Origin of the sequence: Cryobacterium cheniae (assembly GCF_004403395.1) — a bacterium.
Taxonomy (GTDB): domain Bacteria; phylum Actinomycetota; class Actinomycetes; order Actinomycetales; family Microbacteriaceae; genus Cryobacterium; species Cryobacterium cheniae.
This window is the reverse complement of record NZ_SOGN01000040.1, coordinates 34219-53461: the sequence shown is the minus strand read 5'-3', so window position 1 is coordinate 53461 and position 19243 is coordinate 34219. Positions and strand designations below refer to the sequence as shown.

General features: G+C 70.1%; 17 protein-coding genes and 1 pseudogene. 10 read left to right on the top strand and 8 right to left on the bottom strand.

Translation table 11 applies throughout. The features are described from left to right. Positions 1-227, top strand: a pseudogene (locus tag E3T23_RS08645) (DEAD/DEAH box helicase); the annotation flags it as partial. A 183-nt stretch (positions 228-410) separates the two neighbouring features. Here the strand turns inward: E3T23_RS08645 and E3T23_RS08640 are convergent. Then, a complete protein-coding gene (locus E3T23_RS08640; RefSeq protein ID WP_134369975.1) occupies positions 411-1280 on the bottom strand; it encodes a PHP domain-containing protein in 870 nt (289 codons plus the stop codon). Positions 1281-1355: 75 nt separating this feature from the next. Here E3T23_RS08640 and E3T23_RS08635 point away from each other — a divergent pair, with 75 nt between their 5' ends. Both E3T23_RS08635 and E3T23_RS08630 read left to right on the top strand, forming a co-directional pair. After that, positions 1356-2393 (top strand): endonuclease/exonuclease/phosphatase family protein, encoded by a 1038-nt coding sequence (locus E3T23_RS08635; RefSeq protein ID WP_134369974.1) that lies wholly within the window; start codon positions 1356-1358, stop codon positions 2391-2393. A gap of 19 nt (positions 2394-2412) precedes the next feature. After that, positions 2413-3954 (top strand): aminopeptidase P family protein, encoded by a 1542-nt coding sequence (locus E3T23_RS08630; protein ID WP_134369973.1) that lies wholly within the window; start codon positions 2413-2415, stop codon positions 3952-3954. Positions 3955-3991: 37 nt separating this feature from the next. On the opposite strand, the gene E3T23_RS08625 is transcribed toward E3T23_RS08630, so the two are convergent. Then, positions 3992-4573: a YflT domain-containing protein gene (locus E3T23_RS08625; protein ID WP_134369972.1), complete on the bottom strand. Its 582-nt coding sequence runs from the start codon at positions 4571-4573 to the stop codon at positions 3992-3994. 54 nt (positions 4574-4627) lie between these two features. Between E3T23_RS08625 and E3T23_RS08620 the strand changes: the two genes are divergently transcribed. Genes E3T23_RS08620 through E3T23_RS08605 form a run of 4 tightly spaced genes read left to right on the top strand, consistent with a single transcriptional unit; the run spans position 4628 to position 9315 of the window. Next, the gene (locus tag E3T23_RS08620; RefSeq protein WP_134369971.1) at positions 4628-5959 is read left to right on the top strand and encodes a magnesium transporter MgtE N-terminal domain-containing protein; all 1332 of its coding nucleotides are present in this window, start codon (positions 4628-4630) and stop codon (positions 5957-5959) included. Then, complete coding sequence (locus tag E3T23_RS08615) at positions 5946-6548, top strand: DUF1003 domain-containing protein (protein WP_134369970.1); 603 nt, start codon at positions 5946-5948, stop codon at positions 6546-6548. Before E3T23_RS08620 ends, E3T23_RS08615 begins: the two co-directional genes overlap by 14 nt. Continuing rightward, positions 6541-7755 (top strand): Mrp/NBP35 family ATP-binding protein, encoded by a 1215-nt coding sequence (locus tag E3T23_RS08610; RefSeq protein ID WP_241977777.1) that lies wholly within the window; start codon positions 6541-6543, stop codon positions 7753-7755. The genes E3T23_RS08615 and E3T23_RS08610 overlap by 8 nt, the downstream gene beginning before the upstream one ends. Positions 7756-7764: 9 nt before the next feature. Further along, positions 7765-9315: a succinic semialdehyde dehydrogenase gene (locus E3T23_RS08605; RefSeq protein WP_134369969.1), complete on the top strand. Its 1551-nt coding sequence runs from the start codon at positions 7765-7767 to the stop codon at positions 9313-9315. Between the two features lie 7 nt (positions 9316-9322). Here the strand turns inward: E3T23_RS08605 and ppk2 are convergent, their stop codons facing one another. Further along, the gene (gene ppk2, locus E3T23_RS08600) at positions 9323-10279 is read right to left on the bottom strand and encodes a polyphosphate kinase 2 (protein ID WP_420898313.1); all 957 of its coding nucleotides are present in this window, start codon (positions 10277-10279) and stop codon (positions 9323-9325) included. Between the two features lie 65 nt (positions 10280-10344). Further along, complete coding sequence (locus E3T23_RS08595) at positions 10345-10725, bottom strand: twin-arginine translocase TatA/TatE family subunit (protein WP_134369968.1); 381 nt, start codon at positions 10723-10725, stop codon at positions 10345-10347. A gap of 86 nt (positions 10726-10811) precedes the next feature. On the opposite strand from E3T23_RS08595, the gene E3T23_RS08590 reads away from it, so the two are divergent. Next, positions 10812-11444 (top strand): O-methyltransferase, encoded by a 633-nt coding sequence (locus E3T23_RS08590; RefSeq protein WP_134369967.1) that lies wholly within the window; start codon positions 10812-10814, stop codon positions 11442-11444. A 151-nt stretch (positions 11445-11595) separates the two neighbouring features. Here E3T23_RS08590 and E3T23_RS08585 read toward each other — a convergent pair whose 3' ends face one another. From E3T23_RS08585 to dapE, 3 genes are all read right to left on the bottom strand, one after another. After that, positions 11596-11772 carry a DUF3117 domain-containing protein gene (locus E3T23_RS08585; RefSeq protein WP_134365588.1) on the bottom strand — a complete coding sequence of 59 codons (177 nt, stop codon included), beginning with the start codon at positions 11770-11772 and terminating at the stop codon, positions 11596-11598. A 63-nt stretch (positions 11773-11835) separates the two neighbouring features. Then, positions 11836-13053 carry a hypothetical protein gene (locus E3T23_RS08580; RefSeq protein WP_241977775.1) on the bottom strand — a complete coding sequence of 406 codons (1218 nt, stop codon included), beginning with the start codon at positions 13051-13053 and terminating at the stop codon, positions 11836-11838. Next, positions 13029-14123, bottom strand: a complete 1095-nt coding sequence (dapE, locus tag E3T23_RS08575; protein WP_134369966.1) for a succinyl-diaminopimelate desuccinylase — start codon at positions 14121-14123, stop codon at positions 13029-13031. The genes E3T23_RS08580 and dapE overlap by 25 nt, the downstream gene beginning before the upstream one ends. 17 nt (positions 14124-14140) lie before the next feature. Between dapE and dapD the strand changes: the two genes are divergently transcribed. Both dapD and E3T23_RS08565 read left to right on the top strand, forming a co-directional pair. Further along, positions 14141-15121 (top strand): 2,3,4,5-tetrahydropyridine-2,6-dicarboxylate N-succinyltransferase, encoded by a 981-nt coding sequence (gene dapD / locus E3T23_RS08570; protein WP_134369965.1) that lies wholly within the window; start codon positions 14141-14143, stop codon positions 15119-15121. Positions 15122-15185: 64 nt separating this feature from the next. Then, the gene (locus tag E3T23_RS08565; protein WP_134369964.1) at positions 15186-17894 is read left to right on the top strand and encodes a penicillin acylase family protein; all 2709 of its coding nucleotides are present in this window, start codon (positions 15186-15188) and stop codon (positions 17892-17894) included. A 35-nt stretch (positions 17895-17929) separates the two neighbouring features. Here the strand turns inward: E3T23_RS08565 and E3T23_RS08560 are convergent, their stop codons facing one another. Next, positions 17930-19210, bottom strand: a complete 1281-nt coding sequence (locus E3T23_RS08560; protein WP_420898314.1) for a citrate synthase — start codon at positions 19208-19210, stop codon at positions 17930-17932. Positions 19211-19243 lie beyond the last annotated feature (33 nt).

Below are 19243 nucleotides of genomic sequence, written 5' to 3'. Positions count from 1 at the left end.
CCGACGCCGCACGCTCGGGCGCCGGTCACTCCGGCGATCAGGCCGGCGGCCGTCCGCCACGCTCGCGCACCCGGGTCAGCCCGACCACCAACCCGGAGGCCTCGGTCGCCGCCTCGGCCGCCGGAACGCACGACGGCGGCGGAGCCGAGCACCACGACGGCAACAGCGCCCCGCGCCGTCGCAGCCGCACGCGTCGCCACGCCCCGCAGGCCGGCACCCCCAGCTAGGGAGTTCCTGCACGACCGCGCCTCCCGCTTCGGCGGGAGGCGCTTTCGTTTGCGCCGGGGGCTCGCGGTTCGCGGCGCACGTTACGGTTCGCGGCGCACGTTCTAGCGTGCGCCCGGTTCCATAAGGTGCGCCACGAGGGCAGCGCGCCCGGTCTCGATACGATCACCGGGGCCGTGATGGCGTCAGCCGTAGACCGGCGGCGAACCCGTTCCCTGCTCGATGATGCGCTCGAGCACCTCGGGCGCGGTCGTGTTCTCGCCCAGCCGGTTCGGCTTGCCGTCGCCGTGGTAGTCGCTGGACCCGGTGACGAAGAGCCCGTACTTCTCGGCGAGCACGTAGAGGCGGGCCTTCGCCTCGGGCTTGTTCTCCCGGTGCTCGAGCTCGAGGCCGAAGAGGCCGGCCTCGGCCAGCCGGGCCAGTTTCGCCTCCGGGATGACGTCCATCGCCCCGCGCGTCGCCGGGTGCGCGATGACCGGCACTCCCCCGGCCGCCCGCACGAGGGTGATGGCCCGCAGCGGGTCCGGCGCGTAGTGCGGCTGGTAGTAGCCGGCCTCCCAGTGCAGGATTCCCGCGAAGGCCTCACTCCGGGTGAGCGCGAACCCGCGGGCCACCAGGGCGTCGGCGATGTGCGGGCGGCCGACCGTCGCATCCGGTGTGGTCTGCGCAAGCACGTCGTCCCAGGTCAGGGCGTAGTCGACGCCGATGCGTTCCACCATCTGTTCCGCACGCACCAGCCGGGCCTGCCGCACCCGGGCTGTTTCGGCCACGATGCCGGCGTTGGACGGGTCGAACAGGTAGGCGAGCAGGTGCACGCTGGCGAACCCCACCCGGGTGCTGAATTCCATGCCGGGGATGAGCGTGAGCCCCCTGGTGCGGGCGGCGGCACTGGCCTCGGCCCAGCCGGCGGTGGAATCGTGGTCGGTCAGGGCGACCGTTCCGAGGCCGGCCGCGTCGGCGGCCCGGATGAGTTGCGACGGGGTTTCGGTTCCATCCGACACGCTCGAATGCGTGTGCAGGTCGATCGGACCGCTGAATCGTCGAGCACCTGGCATTCCCCCATGCTAGTTGCGCGGCAGACCGGGCCGTCCCGCAGGGTTCCCAGCCGGCTCGTCTAGCGTGGACCGGACATGCTGACTCGACTCCTGCGCACCCTGTTTCTCGGCGCGTCCGCCGTCCTGCTGCTCGTGCTCGGCTGGCCGCAGCTCTTCGGCCTGCAGAACACCTGGGTGGCCGCGCACGCCGTCTCCCTGCGCGGCGTCGCCGTTGCTGGCTCGGCCCTGCTGGTCGCCGGGCTCCTGGTGCTGCTCGTTTTGATCCGCCCGCTCCGCCCACTCACCGCAGGGGCGGTCGTGCTCCTGGCCCTCTTCGGCGTCGGGAACGCCGGCGTCCTGGCCTCCCGCGGTGTCGGCGACCCGGTCGGGACGCCCGCCCTGGCCGAGACGACGGATGCCGTCACCGTGCTCAGCTGGAACACGCTCGGCGACGAGCCGGGCGCCGCCGCCATCGCCCGGCTCGCCCTCGACCGGGGCGCCGACATCGTCACCCTGCCGGAAACGACAGAGGCCACCGGGGAGGCCGTTGCCGAGCAGATGCGCGAGGAAGGACGCCCGATGTGGGTGCACACCATCGCCTTCGACCAGATTTCCAAGGCCCGCTCCACGACCCTGCTGATCAGCCCCGACCTCGGCGACTACACCGTGAGCAACGCGGCCGGGTCCGGGCCTCCCGGCAACACCAACGTGCTGCCGACCGTCGTCGCCACCCCCGTCGATGGGGCCGGCCCCACCATCATCGCGGTGCACGCCGTCGCCCCCATCCGCTTCGAGATGTCGAACTGGCGTTCCGACCTGGATTGGCTCGCCGAGCAGTGCGCCGGACCGGATGTGATCATGGCCGGCGATTTCAACGCGACGGTCGACCACCTGAGCGGACGCGAAACATCCGACGGCGCCGTTCTCGGTGACTGCAGGGACGCCGGCCTGGCGACCGGCGCGGGCGCCGTCGGCACCTGGCCTGCCTTTGCACCGGCCCTGCTCGGCGCGCCGATCGACCACGTGCTGGCCACGGCGAATTGGCAGGTGCAGAGCATGAGTGTGATCGAGTCGGAAGACGACGCGGGCAGCGACCACCGCCCGATCGTGGCCGCCCTCACGCCAACCTCCTAGCGGAATGGGACAATGAAGCATGGCCAATTCCAGCGAAACCGCGATCACCCCTGCTCCCCGATCGAACGAGAACCGCTCCACCACCCCCGGTTCGGCCGGGTTCAAGGCGTACATCTCCAGCGACTGGGCCGAGCGCACCGAGGTGCTGCCGCCCGCCCGCGAGCAGGCGCCCTTCGCGGCCGCCCGCCGCGAACTCCTCTCCGCGATGCACCCCGGACAACGCCTGATCATCCCCGCCGGCCGCCTCAAACAGCGCTCCAACGACACCGACTACGCGTTCCGCGCGCACTCGGCCTTCGCCCACCTCACCGGCTGGGGCAGCGACGCCGAGCCCGGCGCCGTGCTGGTGCTCGAGCCCACCGCGACCGGCCACGACGCCACCCTCTACTTCCGTGAGCGGGCCGGCCGCGACTCGGACGAGTTCTACGCGAACCCCGACATCGGCGAGTTCTGGATCGGCCCGCGCCCGTCGATCGCCCAGGTCGCCGGCGACCTCGGCGTGCCGGTGCGCGGCATCGCCGACCTGACCGCCGTCCTGAACACGATCGACAACGAGACCCTCGTGCTGCGGGAGGCGGACCCCCACTTCACCACCGAGGTCGACGAGGCCCGCCTCCGGTTCGCGGCCGAGAAGGTGCTCACGACCGACGCATCCGACTCCCCGTTCAGCGTCGAGATCAACGGCGACCACTCCGCCGACGAGCAGTTCGCCCGGGGCCTGTCGGAGCTGCGCCTGGTCAAGGACTCCTACGAGATCGCCCAGATGCGCCTCGCCGTCGCGGCCACCGGCCGCGGTTTCGAGGACGTCATCCGGGACCTGCCCCGCTCGAGCACCCACCACCGCGGAGAACGGCTGGTCGAGGGCGTGTTCAACACCCGGGCCCGGTCCGACGGCAATGCGGTCGGCTACGACACCATCGCCGCGTCCGGCCCGCACGCCTGCATCCTGCACTGGACCCGCAACGACGGCGCCGTCGTGCCGGGTGACCTGATCCTGATCGACGCCGGCGTCGAGGTCGACAGCTACTACACCGCCGACATCACCCGCACCCTCCCGGTCGACGGCACCTTCACCGACGTGCAGCGCCGCGTCTACGACGCCGTGCGCGAGGCAGCGGATGCCGCGTTCGCCGTGGCGCGTCCCGGCGCCGTGTTCCGCGACGTGCACGCCGCGGCGATGGCGGTCATCGCCCGCCATACGGCCGAGTGGGGCATGCTGCCCGTCACCGCCGAGGAGGCCCTGCTGCCCGACAACGGCCACCACCGCCGCTACATGGTGCACGGCACCAGCCACCACCTCGGACTCGACGTGCATGACTGCGCGCAGGCGCGCCGCGAGATGTACATGGACGGCGTGATCGAACCCGGCATGGTGTTCACGATCGAACCCGGCCTCTACTTCCAGCCCGACGACCTGACGGTGCCGGCGGAGTACCGCGGCATCGGTGTGCGGATCGAAGACGACATCCTGGTCACCGTCGACGGCCCCGAGAACCTCTCGGCCGGCATCCCCCGCACCTCGGAGGCCGTCGAGGCCTGGATCGCCGCCCTCACCGCCTAAAACCCCCCGCGCCTGCACGAGTGGTTGGACTCGGGGACTACTGCGCAGGCGGCTGCGCGACGGCGGGCGGCTCCTCGGCGCGAGGGGGCTCCGACGGATGCGGCGGGGCCGGCACCGCCAGCTCGGCCTCGGCGTGCCCGGCGAGCACGTTCCGGGCCCGATTCACCAGGGCACCGTCGACGATCACCTGATAGCTGCCGGCGATCACCTGCATGGTCGAGGTGAAGTCCCGGCGTCGACGATTGAGTGCGGCGCTGACGACCCCGAACAGCATGCCGAACCCGGCGCCGATCATCACGGCGGCGAAGACGAACGGCAGCCCCGCGCCGTCCGGCGAGAAGATGAAGAACAGCAGCCCGAAGAACACGCCCAACCAGGCGCCGGACGCCGCACCGGCGAGCGCGACACGCCCCCAGGTGAGTTTGCCGGTGACCCGCTCGACGGTTTTGAGGTCGTTGCCGAGGATGGAAACCTGTTTCACCGGGAAGTCGGACTTCGCCAACGTGTCCACGGCCTCCTGCGCCTCGCCATAGGTCGCGTACGTCGCGAGCACGTCCCCCTTGGGCAGAACGGGGAACACTGCGGCCCTGCGCCCACCGAAGGGGCTTTGATTGCTCATGCGGCCATTCTTTCACAGGACCGATACGCCCTGAAGGTGGCCTAAGTTTGTAGTGTGTCTGCCACCAGAGTCTTCGTTGCCCGTTTGGCCGGGTGTACCGTTTTCGACCCCGCGGGAGACCGTGTGGGCAAAGTGCGCGACGTGCTGGTGGTCTACCGAAAAAACGACCCGCCCCTCGTCGTCGGCCTGATTGTGGAGATCCCGGGCAAACGGCGCGTTTTCGTGTCCATCGGGCGCGTCACCAGCATCGGTTCGGGCCAGATCATCACCACCGGCCTGATCAACGTGCGCCGCTTCGAGCAGCGCGGCGGCGAAGTGCGCGTCATCGCCGAGATGCTCGGCCGCACGGTCGTCTTCAACGACGGTTCCGGTGAGGCGACCATCGAGGACGTGTCGATCGAGGATCTGCCGCAGGGCGGCTGGGCGATCAGCCAGCTCTTCGTGCGCCGCCCCAAGACCAGCCTGTCCCTCTTCGCGAAGGGCGCCACGACATTCACGGACTGGGGGGAGGTCCGCGAGCAGACCACCGAGGGCCAGGCCCAGTCGGCCGAGCAGCTCATCGCCACCTACTCCGACCTCAAGCCCGCCGACCTCGCCAACACCCTGCTCGATCTTCCGCCGGAGCGCATGCACGAGGTTGCCGGCGAGCTGCCGGACGGCCGCCTCGCCGATGCCCTCGAGGAGATGCCGGAAAGCGAGCAGGTCAGCATCCTGACCCGCCTCGGCGACGCCCGCGCCGCCGACGTGCTCGACCACATGCAGCCCGACGACGCCGCCGACCTGATCGCGCAGCTGCCGGAGGAGCTCGGCGAGCAGCTGCTCGACCTGATGGAGCCGGAGGAAGCGGACGACGTCCGTTTCCTCCTCACCTACGCCCCCGACACCGCCGGCGGCCTGATGACGACCGAACCGATCATCGTCTCCGCCGACGCCACCGTCGCGGAGGGGCTCGCGCTCATCCGCCGCCATGACCTCGCTCCGGCGCTCGGCGCGGCGATCTGCGTCACCCTGCCGCCCTACGAGCCACCCACCGGCCGCTTCCTCGGCATGGTGCATTTCCAACGGATGCTGCGCTACCCGCCCCACGAACGTCTCGGCACGCTGCTGGACCAGGGTCTCGATCCCGTCACCGCCGACACCTCGGCCGCGGAGGTCACCCGCATCCTCGCCAGCTACGACCTCGTCTCCGTGCCGGTCGTCGACGAGAACCACCGACTCGTCGGGGTGGTGACGATTGACGACGTCCTCGACTATCTCCTGCCCGACGATTGGCGAAGCCACGACGGCAACGACGACGTGCGCCGCCGGGCCGAAGCCCGCACCGAACTGACCACGGGAAGCATCCCGCTGCACCACGGACGGAGGACCGGCAATGGCCCGAGCTAACCGAGCGGATCTCCGTCTCGACTCCCCCAAGGGGCTGCGCACCCCCGCCCTCGGCCGCAAGCGTCGGCGCAATCGCGACCGTCCCAGCCGCGACCGCTTCGGCCGGTTCACCGAAGCCATCGCCCGCGGCATGGGCACGCCGTGGTTCCTGCTCGGGCTCACCTTCTTCGCCGTCAGCTGGATCGCCTGGAACACGCTCGCGCCGACGCAGTGGCGCTTCGACTCCGTGTCGCTCGGCTTCATTGCGCTGACCCTGGTCCTGTCGATGCAGGCCTCCTACGCGGCCCCGATGATCCTGCTGGCCCAGAACCGCCAGGATGACCGAGACCGGGTGCAGTTCGAACAGGACCGGCAACGCGCCGAACGCAACCTCGCCGACACGGAGTACCTCGCCCGCGAGGTGGTGGCCCTGCGGCTCGGCATGAAGGACCTGGCCTCCCGCGACTTCCTCCGCTCCGAGCTGCGCGCGCTGCTCGAGAACCTGGAAGAGCGCGAGGACCAGGACAAGCAGACCCGGAAACGCCTCCGTAAGGGCGACCGGGACCGCGACCGGGACAGGGACAGGGACGAGCATTCGCCCAGTGTCTGAGCCCCCCTTCACCCCGGGCCAGGTGCTCACCGCCCTGGCCCGGGTGATCGACCCGGAGATCCGCAAGCCGATCACGGACCTCGACATGGTCGCCGGGGTGGACATCGTCGACGGCCGAGTCCGGGTGGGGCTCCGCCTCACCATCGCCGGCTGCCCGGCCGCCCGCCAGATCGAACGCGACGTGCAGCGCGCCGCGGAATCCGTGGCCGGCCCCGGCAATGTGACCGTCGACGTGAGCGTGATGACCCGTGAGCAGCGCCGGGCGATGACCGAAAAACTGCGCGGCGGCGCCGAGGCCCGCGGCAACCAGTTCGGCCCGGACTCCCTCACCCGCGTCTACGCCATCACCAGTGGCAAGGGCGGCGTGGGCAAGTCCACGATCACCGCGAACCTGGCCGTGGCGCTGGCCGAGCGCGGCCTGCGGGTCGGCATCGTCGACGCGGATGTCTACGGGTTCTCCATCCCCGGACTCCTCGGCCTGGTCACCCCGCCCTCACCGGAGACGGGCAAAGCCGCCGCGGTCAAGCCGACCCAGGTCGGTGAGATGATCCTGCCGCCGATCGCCTTCGACGTGAAGGTCATCTCGATCGGCATGTTCGTGGAGGACGGCTCCGTCGCGGTCGCCTGGCGCGGGCCGATGCTGCACCGCACGATCACCCAGTTCCTCACCGACGTCTACTTCGGCGACCTGGACATCCTGCTGCTGGACCTGCCGCCGGGAACGGGTGACGTGGCCATCTCGGTCGGGCAGCTGTTGCCCCAGGCCGAGGTCATCGTCGTCACCACCCCTCAGCCGGCCGCCGCCGACATCGCCGAACGCAGCGGCGTCGTGGCCCGGCAGACCGGCCAGACCGTCTACGGCGTGATCGAGAATATGGCCGGGATCGTGCAGCCCGACGGCACGGTGCTCGAGCTGTTCGGCTCCGGGGGCGGCGCGGAGGTCGCGCGCCGGCTGGGAGCCGGCCAGGAATCCCCCGTTCCCCTGCTCGCGCAGGTTCCCCTGAGCGTGCCGCTCCGCAGCGGCGGGGACACCGGGGTGCCCGTGGTGCTGGGCGACCCGCACGACCCCGCGGCCGTGGCCATCCGTCTGGTCGCCGACCGGCTCGCCACCCGGGCCCGCGGGCTCTCCGGCAGGAGCCTCGGGATCACCCCGAAGCAGGGTGCCGCACCCGCGCCGCGGCGGAGCGCCGGCGCTGACCCCGCCTAGACTTCGGGCATGTCTGCCTCCCCCCTGGACCCCGCCGCGATCACGAACCTCACCCGCTCCATCCGTTCCACGACGGGGCGCACGGTTCCCGTGATCGCGCCCTTCACCGGGGAGACGCTGCACGAGCTGCCCGTCAGCGGAGTGTCCGACGTGCGGGAGGCGTACACGCAGGCCCGCCTGGCCCAGCTCGCCTGGGCTCGGGCCGGGTTCGCCCGGCGCCGGGCGATCCTGCTGCGCGCGCACGACCTGATCCTCCAGCGCACCGCGCTGCTCCAGGACACCGTGCAGGCGGAGACCGGCAAGACCCGCGGCCAGGCCTTCGAGGAGGTCTTCCAGGCCGCCGGCGTCACCCGGTTCAACGCCCTCGCCGCCCGCAGGGTGCTGCGCGGCGGGCGCCGTCGCTCCGCGATCCCGCTCGTCATCACGGCCACCGTGCGCTACCGGCCGAAGGGCGTCGCCGGAGTGATCACCCCGTGGAACTACCCGCTCAGCCTCGCCGCCATGGACGTCGTGCCGGCCCTCGCCGCCGGCTGCGGCGTGGTGCAGAAGGCCGACGACCAGGGCGCGCTGAGCATTCTCTCCCTGCGTCAGGCGTTCATCGACGCCGGTGTGCCCGAGCAGCTCTGGGCCGTGGTCGCCGGCGACGGCGCGGAAATCGGCGGGGCGGTCACCGAGCAGGCCGATTACATCTGCTTCACCGGGTCGACTGAAACCGGCAAGCGGGTGGCGGCTCAGGCGGCCGGCAACCTCACCGGCGTCTCGTTGGAGCTGGGTGGCAACAACCCGCTGATCGTGCTCGACGACGCCGACCCGGCCCGTGCGGCCGCCGACGCCGCGACGGCCTGCTTCACGGCGATGGGCCAACTCTGCGTGTCGATCGAGCGCATCTACGTGCAGCGCGGCGTGGCCGATGCGTTCCTGCGCGAGTTCGTGGCCGTCACCCGGTCGCTCACGCTCGGCGCCGACTACGACTACTCGACGGATGTCGGTTCCCTCACCTCGCAGGCACAGCTGGACCGGGTGAGCGCCCAGGTGGCCGACGCGGTCGCCCACGGTGCCACGATCGAAGTCGGGGGCCGGGCCCGACCCGACCGGGGACCGTTCTTCTACGAACCCACCGTGCTGACCGGCGTCACCGCGGCGATGGAATGCTTCGCCGCGGAGACCTTCGGCCCTGTGGTGGCGGTCACCGTGATCGATTCGGAGCAGGAGGCCATCGTCGCCGCCAACGACAGCGACTACGGGCTGAACGCGTCGGTGTTCTCCGGGTCGGTGCGGCGGGCCCTCCGCGTCGGCGGCGCCATCGAGGCCGGCAGTGTGAACATCAACGAGGGCTACCGCGGGTCGTTCTCCTCGGTGGCCGCCCCGATGGGGGGCCTGAAGCAGTCCGGTCTCGGCCGCCGCAACGGCCCGGAGGGGCTGCTCCGGTTCGTGGACGCCGTCACCATCGCCCGGGCGACGGGTCTGGTGCAACTGCCGCGCACCGGCCGCGACTTCGAGCGGCTGGCCGGACCGATGCTGCTCCTGGCCACCGTACTGAAGGGCATCCGCCGCCGCTGAGCCCCGGTCAGACGGTGAGCTCGGCCGACGAGGCCGACGCCGCCTGCTTCTTCGGCTTCGCGAGCTTCGCCGCCTTCTGCACCTTCTTCTTCGCCTTCTTCTTGATCTTGGCCTTGCCCGTCGGCTTCGCCGTGGGCTCCCCCAGGGTGGCCGTGATGTCCGGCACGGGACGGTTCAGTTCACGCGGCGGGCGCTCGTATTCCACGCCGGCGGGACGCGCCGGGATGGTCACCAGGGGCGGCTCACGACGCGTGTAGGGAACGATCGATAGCAGGTGGCTGATCACGTTGAGGCGCGCGGCCCGCTTGTCCTCACTCTCGACCACCCACCAGGGGGCCTCCGGCAGATCCGTGTGCACGAACATCTCGTCTTTGGCGCGGGAGTAGTCGACCCACTTGGTGATCGAGAACAGGTCGGTCCCGGACAGCTTCCAGCGGCGCATCGGATCATTCAGTCGCGACCGGAACCGCCTCTCCTGCTCGGTGTCGGACACCGAGAACCAGTACTTGACGAGCAGGATGCCGTCTTCGACCAGCATCCGTTCGAAGAGGGGCGCCTGGTGCAGGAACCGACGGTACTCGTCGGGGGTGCAGTAGCCCATCACGTGTTCGACGCCGGCCCGGTTGTACCAGGACCGGTCCATCAGCACGATCTCGCCGGTGGAGGGCAGGTGCTCGATGTACCGCTGGAAGTACCACTGGCCACGCTCGCGCTCGGTCGGCACCGGGAGGGCGACGATCCGGGCGACGCGGGGGTTGAGGAATTCGGTGACCCGTTTGATCGCCGACCCCTTGCCGGCCGCATCCCGGCCCTCGAAGATCACGACGATGCGGGCGCCGGACTCCTTCACCCATTCCTGCATGGCGACCAACTCGGTCTGCAGACGGCGCAATTCGGCGGAATAGACGGGCAGAGGCACCCGCTTGGGCTTGACGCGGGTGTTCGACGGGTTCGACACGGTCACACTCCTCACAGACGTGGATTCAGCGTAGCGCGAGCACCCGGCCCGTTCCGCCCGGAGGGGTGCTGCTAGGTGGCTTCGGAGTCGAAGGGAGCCGGCAACGAGGAGGCCTCCCGGGCGCGTTTGCGTTGCAGATAGGCGCCATCGGGGTTCGGGACGGCCCTCGACACGGTCGCCGACTGGCCCTTCAGCTCGTCTTCGTCGGTGAGAGCTTCACGGATGATGCGGCGCGGGTCATACTGACGCGGGTCGAGTTTCTTCCAGTCGACGTCGTCGAAGTCCGGGCCCATCTCGTCCCGCATCCGGTCTTTCGCCCCGTTGGCCAGGTTTCGGAGCTGCTTCACGAGGCGGGCGAGCTGGGCGGCGTAGTGGGGAAGCCGCTCGGGTCCGAGCAGGAAGACGGCGACAATGCCGATCAGCAGAATCTTCTCGAACGTCAAACCGAACATTCCCCCAGAATAACCCCCGGCGAGGCCTCCCCGGACCATGCCCGGTCGCCCCTAGGCTTGACCCATTCACCTACTGGAGTTGAACTGTGTCTGACAAAGATCTGAACTGGAAATTCTCCGACGACTCAGTCGTGGAGTCCGACGCTGTGGCGCGGGCCAGACAGCAGTCCCTCGAGCTCGGAATCGACGCTATTTCGCCGGCGGTCGGGGCCCAGTCGGCCGTGATCGCGGCCGCCACCGGGGCCCGGAGCATCCTCGAGGTCGGCACCGGCGCCGGCGTCTCCGGCATCTGGCTGCTCACCGGCGCGCCCGGCGCCACCCTCACCTCGATCGACACCGAAGTCGACCACCAGCAGCACGCCAGGGCCAACTTCGCCGAAGCCGGCATCCCCGCGAACCGGGTGCGCCTGATCACGGGCCGGGCAGCGGACGTGCTGCCGCGCATGAACGAGAACTCCTACGACATCGTGTTCGTCGACGCCGACCCGCAGTGCGTGATCGAGTACGTCGAACACGCCCTGAGGCTGGCCCGCCCGGGCGGAACCGTTCTCGTCGCCCACGCGCTCTGGCGCGGCCGCGTGGCCAACCCGGCCCAGCGCGACGACGTGGCCACCGGGTTCCGCACCCTGCTGACCGTGATCGCCTCCTCCACCGCGGTAATCAGCGCACTCTCCCCCGTGGGCGACGGGCTGCTGCAGATCACCAAGCTCCGCGCCTAGCGCTACCCGGCCGCCGAGACCCATCGCGGCGCACCCTGTGGCAGGGGGCGCACGCTGGATCGTACGCCGGCTTCCACAGGGTGCGCCGCGAGCATCCGGCCGGGCAAAAAAAAACGGCCGCGCAGCGTGAGCTGCGCGGCCGATCCTGGAACTATACGGTCGACTGGACGACGCCGGCCAGTGCATCGTGAAGCTCTTTGGCTTCAGCGTCGTTCACAGAGACGACGAGCCGGCCTCCACCTTCGAGCGGAACACGCACGATGATGAGGCGCCCCTCTTTTACAGCCTCCATTGGCCCGTCTCCGGTCCTTGGCTTCATGGCCGCCATGAACTCCCCTTCCATTCATTCGTCTGAACTTCTATTATCCGCCTTTACCGGCTGAGACAGTAATTAGGGAGGTGTCCAGTCCGCTCCGTCGACCCCCCAGAACAGCAGGAGCCAGCCCCACTGCCCGGCGATGAACAGCAGCACCAGGCCCACCCGGTAGAGCACACTCCGCGGTTGGGCCACGGCGCCGAGCAGCGGGAACATCGGCATCAGCAGGCGGAAGACGCTCGACTGCGGGAAGAACACCGCCAGCAGGTACAGGCCGTAACCGGCCACCCAGAAGCGCAGGTCGACGCCCAGGCGGCGCACGGCCGGGAGGAACAGGGTCAGGCCGAACGCCGCGATGAGCACGACGACGACGACGATGCCCAGCGGCATCCCGAGCCACCAGACGCCGCTCTGGAACCAGGCGGTGAACGGAACCAGCTCCTGGTAGCCGATATAGGCGGACCGCCAGGCCAGCTCGGTGTCGGTGTAGGCCGTGATCGACCCGGTGGCGATCCAGGCGATGGCCGGCCAGGCCAGTCCGCAGATGCCGCTGAACACGGCCGCGGATGCCGCCGGCATCCGTTCTCGCACCGGGAAGGGGTCTCTCGACCGGGTGAGCCAGCGGTGCACGACGTGCAGCCCCAGGGCGAGTGCGAAGGCCAGGCCGCTCGGCCGGGTCAGCGCCATCACGGCGATCACCGGGAACAGCAGCACGTACCGCCGCTCGAGCAGCAGGAGAAGCGCGAGGGTGAGCAGGAAGAGGTACAACGACTCGGCATAACCGAACTGCAGCAGGGGCGACAGCGGGGCCACACAGAACAGCACTACCGCGAACAGCGCCACCGAGTGCGGCTGCACCGTGCGGATCAGCCGGTAGAACAGCAGGGCGGCGCCCAGGCTGGCGGTCAGGGAGACGAACACGGCCACGGGTTCCCACGGCGCTCCGCTGAGCTCCATCAGCAGGCGCACCACCACCGGGTAGCCCGGCATGAAGGCCCAGGCGTTCTCCGCGATCTCCCCGCCGGCGGTGAGCGGCAGCGCCTGGGGATACCCGGCGACGGCGACGATGTTGTACCAGCGGGCGTCCCACATGTTCGCGAACGCGGCGTAGCCCGGGGACGCGGCCGTCCACGGGTTGGCGTCCTGAACGTGCGCCAGCAGCAGCACCAGGGTCGTCGTGACGAGCCGGGACGCGGCCCAGATCACGGCGACGAATACCCACCACGGCGTGAGCCGGACGCGTGCCTGCCGGCCGGACGCCGCCACCGCTACCCGATGCGTGCGGTCAGCCACGCGCGGAGGCCGTCCTCGCAGTCCGTGATCTGCGCCAGGGCGACGCGTTCGTCGTCGGCGTGGGCCTTCAGCGGGTCGCCGGGGCCGTAGTTGACGGCGGGGATGCCGAGCGCGGAGAACCGTGCGACATCCGTCCAGCCGTACTTGGGCCTGGCCTCGCCGCCGACCGCGGTCAGGAACTGCAGTGCCAGCGGGGCGTCCAGGCCCGGTCGGGCACCCTCGGCCCGGTCGACGATGGTGATCTCATAGCCCGGGAAGAGGTCCTCCAGGTGCAGGACGGCCTCCGCCGCGGTGCGACTGGGGGCGAAACGATAGTTGACGTGCACCATGCACTCGTCCGGGATGACGTTGCCGGCGATGCCGCCGCTGATGCCGACGGCGTTGAGACCCTCGCGGTAGACCAGGCCTTCGACCTCGACCTGCCGCGGCTCGTAGGCCGCCAGGATGTCGAGGATGGGCCCGACCTTGTGGATGGCGTTGTCGCCGACCCAGCTGCGGGCGGAGTGGGCGCGCAGCCCGAAGGCGCGGATCTCCACCCGCACGTTGCCGTTGCAGCCACCCTCGACCTGGCTGTTCGTGGGCTCGCCGAGGATCGCGAAGTCGCCCTCGAAGAGGTCGGGCCGGTTGCGGGCGAGGCGGCCGAGGCCGTTCAGGTCGTCGGAGACCTCCTCGTGGTCGTACCACATCCACGTCACGTCGACGCCGGGCGCGGTGAGTTCGGCGGCCAGCTTCAACTGCACGGCCACGCCGGCCTTCATGTCGACCGTGCCGCGGCCCCAGAGGTAGTCGACGCCGTCGATGGTCTCGAACCGCGTGGGCAGGTTGCGGTTCACCGGGACCGTGTCGAGATGACCGGCGATGATCACGCGCTGGGCCCGGCCGAGGTTGGTGCGGGCGACGACGGTGTCGCCGTCGCGGATGATTTCGAGGTGCGGCAACCCGCCGAGCGCGCGTTCCACAGCGTCGGCGATGGTGGTCTCGTCGCCGGACACCGACTCCAGGTCGCAGAGCGCGCGGGTGAGCTCGATCGAGGTCGCGGAGAGGTCCAGGGTCACAGTGTTTTGGGGCACTCTACTAACCTAGAGCCATGACCACTGCCGTACCCCCGACATCCGTTGCCTCCTCGAACGCCTGGGGCTACGGCCTCGCCACCGTCGCCGGCGACGGCACGGTGCTGGACACCTGGTTCCCCGCGCCGCGGCTCGGCCCCCTGCCGGCCGGCCGCGACCGGTGGCTCGTGCCGTCCGAGCTCGAGGAATTCACCGGCGAGGACCCGAGGCGCATGGTGCGGGTCGAGGCCGTCACGGTCGAGATCGATCTCACCGCTGCGCCGGCCGGAACGTCGGATGCCTACCTGCGCCTCCACCTGTTGTCGCACCTGCTGGCCCGCCCGAACACGCTCAACCTCGACGGCATCTTCGGTCACCTGCCCGCCGTGGTCTGGACCAATGCCGGCCCGATGCTGCCCGCCGACTTCACCCGCCTGCGGCCGGCCCTGCAGCGCCACGGCATCCAGGCGACCGGGATCGACAAGTTCCCGCCGCTGCTGAACTACGTCACGCCCGACCGGGTGCGGATCGCGGATGCGTCCCGGGTTCGTCTGGGGGCGCACCTCTCCCCCGGAACCACGGTGATGCACGAGGGGTTCGTCAACTTCAACGCCGGCACGCTCGGCACCTCCATGGTCGAGGGGCGGATCTCCCAGGGTGTCGTCGTGGGTGACGGCGCCGACATCGGCGGCGGCGCCTCCATCATGGGCACGCTGTCCGGCGGCGGCACCGAACGGGTGTCGATCGGTGAACGGGCCCTGCTGGGCGCGAATTCCGGGGTGGGCATCTCGATCGGCGCGGACAGCGTGGTCGAGGCGGGCCTGTACGTGACCGCCGGCACCAAGGTGCTGCTGCCCGGCGAGCCGCGCACGGCCGACGGCAAGGCTGCGTCGGTGAAGGCCGTCGAGCTGTCCGGGGTCGCCAACCTGCTGTTCCGTCGCAACTCGGTCTCGGGCGCGGTCGAGGTGCTCCAGCGCAGCGGCACCGGCATCGTGCTGAACGCCCAGCTGCACGCCTGAGAACCGAAAACGCCCCGCCCGGCCGCGCCCCCGCGGAGTACGCTGCCAGTCACAAGGGAGTGACGTGGGAACCGACGCACCGCGCAGCAAACGCCACCGCCGAATCGGGTCGGCCCTCGTCGCGCTGGCCGTCGTCCTGAGCCTTTTCGTCCTGGCCGCCGGACTCGGCGTGTGGACCGTGACCCGCTCCTTCCCCACTCTCGCCGGCGAACTCGTGCTGCCCGGCCTCGAAGCCGACGTCACGGTGTACCGCGACGAGGCCGGCATCCCCCAGATCGTGGCCACGACCGCCGGGGACCTCTTCCGGGCCGAGGGGTACGTGCACGCGCAGGACCGCTTCTGGGAGATGGATTTCCGCCGGCACGTGACGAGCGGCCGGCTGGCCGAACTGTTCGGCGAGAGCCAGGTCGGCACCGACACCTTCATTCGGACGCTCGGCTGGCGGGCGGTCGCCGAGCAGGAGGTGGCCCTGCTCGACCCGGTCACCCTCGGCTACTTCCAGGCCTACGCCAACGGTGTGAACGCCTACCTGGCCACGCACGCGGGCGCCGAGCTCTCACTCGAGTACGTGGCTCTGGGGCTGCAGACCCCCGGTTACGCGCCGGAGCCGTGGACCCCGGCCGACTCGGTGGCCTGGCTGAAGGCGATGGCGTGGGACCTGCGCTCGAACCTCGACGACGAGATCGACCGGGCGCTGCTCGCCGGCAGTCTCGGTCCGGATGAAATCGCGCTGCTGCATCCGTCATTCCCGTATGCGACGCACCCGACCATCCTCGCCGGGGCGCCGGAGCCTGCCGCCAAAGTCGCGGCGGCAGGCGGGGCACCGGCAGACGTCACCGCGGAGAATGTCACCGCGGAGGATGTCACGACCGCGGCCGCTCCCCCGCCCGGCCTGGGCGAAGCGTCTGCCCGGACGGCCCTGACCTCCTCCCTCGCCGGGCTGCGCGGTACGCTCGCGGGCGTGCCCGAGCTGCTCGGTCCGGCCGGGGGCGAGATCGGCTCCAACTCCTGGGTGGTCGCCGGAGAGCACACCGCCACCGGCAAACCGATCCTCGCGAACGATCCGCACCTCGGCGCGGTGATGCCGTCGGTCTGGTATCAGGTGGGGCTGCGCTGCGAGATGGTGACCGCGGATTGCCCGTTCGACCTGGCCGGGTACGGCTTCTCGGGTCTGCCCGGCATCATCATCGGGCACAACGCGCAGATCGCGTGGGGCTTCACCAATTTGGGGCCGGATGTCGCCGACCTGTACCTGGAGAAAGTCACCGGGGACAGTTACGAGTACGACGGAGCGCAGAAACCGCTGCTGGCGCGCACCGAGACGATCACGGTCGCCGGCGGCGACCCGGTGACCATCGAGATCCGGGCGACCGAGCACGGCCCGCTCGTGAGTGCGCTCGGCGGCAGCGCCTTCCCCGGGATCGCGAACGAGTACCCGTCGGCGATCGACCTGCCGGCGGCGGACGACGGGACAGAAGACGGGACAGAAGGCGGGGCGGATGCCGCGGCGGCGGAGGGCGTTGAGGGGGCCGCCACCGAGACCACCACCTATGCCCTCGCCCTGCAGTGGACGGCGCTGACGCCGGGTCGAACGGCATCCGCGATCTTCGCGCTCGGGGCCGCGACCGACTGGGCGAGCTTCCGGCAGGCGGCCGCGCTGTTCGACGTGCCGTCGCAGAACCTCGTCTACGCCGATGTGGCCGGCAACATCGGCTACCAGGCACCCGGGCTGATCCCGATTCGCCGGGAGGGCGACGGCACGGTTCCCGCGCCCGGCTGGACGAGCGAGTACGGCTGGGACGGCTACATCCCGTTCGACGCCCTGCCACAGTCGGTCAATCCGCCCCGCGGCTTCATCGTGACGGCCAACAACGCCCCGGTCGGCCCGGACTATCCCTACCTGATCACGCAGGACTGGGACCTCGGCTACCGGGCGGCCGCGATCACGGAGCGTCTGCAGGCGCGCATCGACGCCGGCACCCCGGTGACGACGGCGATGATGAGTGACATCCAGGCCGACACCTACAGCCCGCTGGCGGCGGTCCTTGTGCCCGTGCTGCAGGGCATCGAGACGACCGGCGCGACGAGGGAAGCGTTGGCCCTCTTCGACGACTGGGACTTCCACCTCGACGCGGGCAGCGCCCCGGCGGCCTACTTCAACATCGTCTGGCGCAACCTGCTCGCGGTGCTGTTCGACGGCAAGCTCCCGGAAGGCACCGCGTTGACCGGCGGGGACCGCTCATTCGCCGTCGTGATCGCACTGCTCGAGACGCCGGACTCGCCGTGGTGGGACAACGACCGGATCGGCTCCAACAGTCGCGACAGCATGCTCAAACGGGTTCTCACCCGGGCCGCCGTCGAGGGTGCGCAGCTGATGGGCGCGGATGTCCACGACTGGGAGTGGGGCCGCATCCACACGCTCGAGGTGACGCATGCCAGCTTCGGCGAATCCGGGATCGCCCCGGTGGAGTGGCTCTTCAACCGGGGTCCGTACGAGGTGGCGGGCGGTTCCAGCGTCATCGACGCCGTCGGCTGGGATGCCACGGTGGGCTACACCGTGGACTGGGTGCCGTCGATGCGGCAGGTGGTGAGCCTCGCGGACTGGGACGACTCGACCTGGTTGAATCTGACCGGCAGTTCGGGACACGCGTTCCATCCCAACTACGACGACCAGACCGTGCTCTGGCAGGAGAACCGCACCCGGCCCTGGCTCTTCTCCCTGGCCGCTGTGCGGCAGGCCGCCACGCACACGCTGCTGCTCAGGGCCGAGTAGGGCCGGGCCGAGAACGCGGCCCGCCCGACCGCGGACTACCGGCGCGGGAAGTCGCGGGCCGGCGAACCGATGTAGAGCTGCTGCGGGCGACCGATCTTGGTCGTCGGGTCCTCGTTCATCTCACGCCAGTGCGCCGCCCAGCCGGGCAGTCGCCCGATCGCGAAGAGCACCGTGAACATGCTCGTCGGGAAGCCCATCGCCTTGTAGATGACGCCGGTGTAGAAGTCCACGTTCGGGTAGAGCTTGCGCTCCCGGAAGTAGTCGTCGTTGAGCGCGATGTGCTCGAGTTCCTTGGCGATGTCGAGCAGGTCGTCCTGAACGCCCAGGGCGGCGAGCACCTCGTCGGCGCTCTCCTTGACCAGGGTCGCGCGCGGGTCGTAGTTCTTGTACACCCGGTGGCCGAAGCCCATCAGGCGAACACCCTGTTCCTTGTTCTTGACCCGTTCGACGAACTTCTCGACGCCTTCACCGGATGCCTTGATCTCGCCCAGCATCTTCAGCACGGCCTCGTTGGCGCCGCCGTGCAGCGGCCCGGAGAGCGCGTTGATGCCCGCGGAGACCGACGCGAACAGGTTCGCCTCGGTGGAACCGACCAGGCGAACGGTCGAAGTGGACGCGTTCTGCTCGTGGTCCTCGTGCAGCATCAGCAGGCGCTCGAGCGCCTTGCTGACGACCGGGTTCACCTCGTAGGGCTCGGCGAGGGTACCGAAGATCAGCCGCAGGAAGTTGTCCACGTAGCCGAGCGAGTTGTCGGGGTACAGGAACGCCTGGCCGATGCTCTTCTTGTAGGCGTAGGCCGCCATCACGGGCAGCTTGGCGAGCAGGTGCACGGTGGCAAGCTCGACCTGCGCCGGGTCATTGGGGTCGAGGGCGTCCTGGTAGTACGCGGCCAGCGCCGAGGTCCCGGCGGAGAGCACGGCCATCGGGTGCGCGTTGTACGGCAGCACGTCGAACAGGCGCCGCAGGTCCTCGTGCAGCAGGGTGTGGCGACGGATGCGCGTGTCGAAGGCCTCGAGTTCGCTCGCGCTGGGCAGGGAGCCGTAGATCAGCAGCCAGGCGGTTTCGAGGAAGTTGGAGTTCTGGGCGATCTGCTCGATCGGATAGCCCCGGTAGCGCAGGATGCCCTTCTCGCCGTCGATGAACGTGATCGCCGACCGCGTGGCGGCGGTGTTCACGAACCCGGAGTCGAGGGTGATCAGACCCGATTTGCGGGTCAGCGTCGAGATATCGATGCCGGAGGCACCGGCCGTGCCGCGCACGATCGGGAACTCGGCGGATCCGCCGGGAAACGACAGTGTCGCCTGCTTCGGTTCGATGGATGGCGTTCGCTCGGCGATGTCGCTCACGGC

Bases quoted from the DNA above. Each gene is read 5' to 3' on its own strand.
- E3T23_RS08640 (WP_134369975.1), bottom strand. From the start codon at position 1,280: ATGCCAGGTGCTCGACGATTCAGCGGTCCGATCGACCTGCACACGCAT.
- E3T23_RS08635 (WP_134369974.1), top strand. From the start codon at position 1,356: ATGCTGACTCGACTCCTGCGCACCCTGTTTCTCGGCGCGTCCGCCGTC.
- E3T23_RS08630 (WP_134369973.1), top strand. From the start codon at position 2,413: ATGGCCAATTCCAGCGAAACCGCGATCACCCCTGCTCCCCGATCGAAC.
- E3T23_RS08625 (WP_134369972.1), bottom strand. From the start codon at position 4,573: ATGAGCAATCAAAGCCCCTTCGGTGGGCGCAGGGCCGCAGTGTTCCCC.
- E3T23_RS08615 (WP_134369970.1), top strand. From the start codon at position 5,946: ATGGCCCGAGCTAACCGAGCGGATCTCCGTCTCGACTCCCCCAAGGGG.
- E3T23_RS08605 (WP_134369969.1), top strand. From the start codon at position 7,765: ATGTCTGCCTCCCCCCTGGACCCCGCCGCGATCACGAACCTCACCCGC.
- E3T23_RS08595 (WP_134369968.1), bottom strand. From the start codon at position 10,725: ATGTTCGGTTTGACGTTCGAGAAGATTCTGCTGATCGGCATTGTCGCC.
- E3T23_RS08585 (WP_134365588.1), bottom strand. From the start codon at position 11,772: ATGGCGGCCATGAAGCCAAGGACCGGAGACGGGCCAATGGAGGCTGTA.
- dapD (WP_134369965.1), top strand. From the start codon at position 14,141: ATGACCACTGCCGTACCCCCGACATCCGTTGCCTCCTCGAACGCCTGG.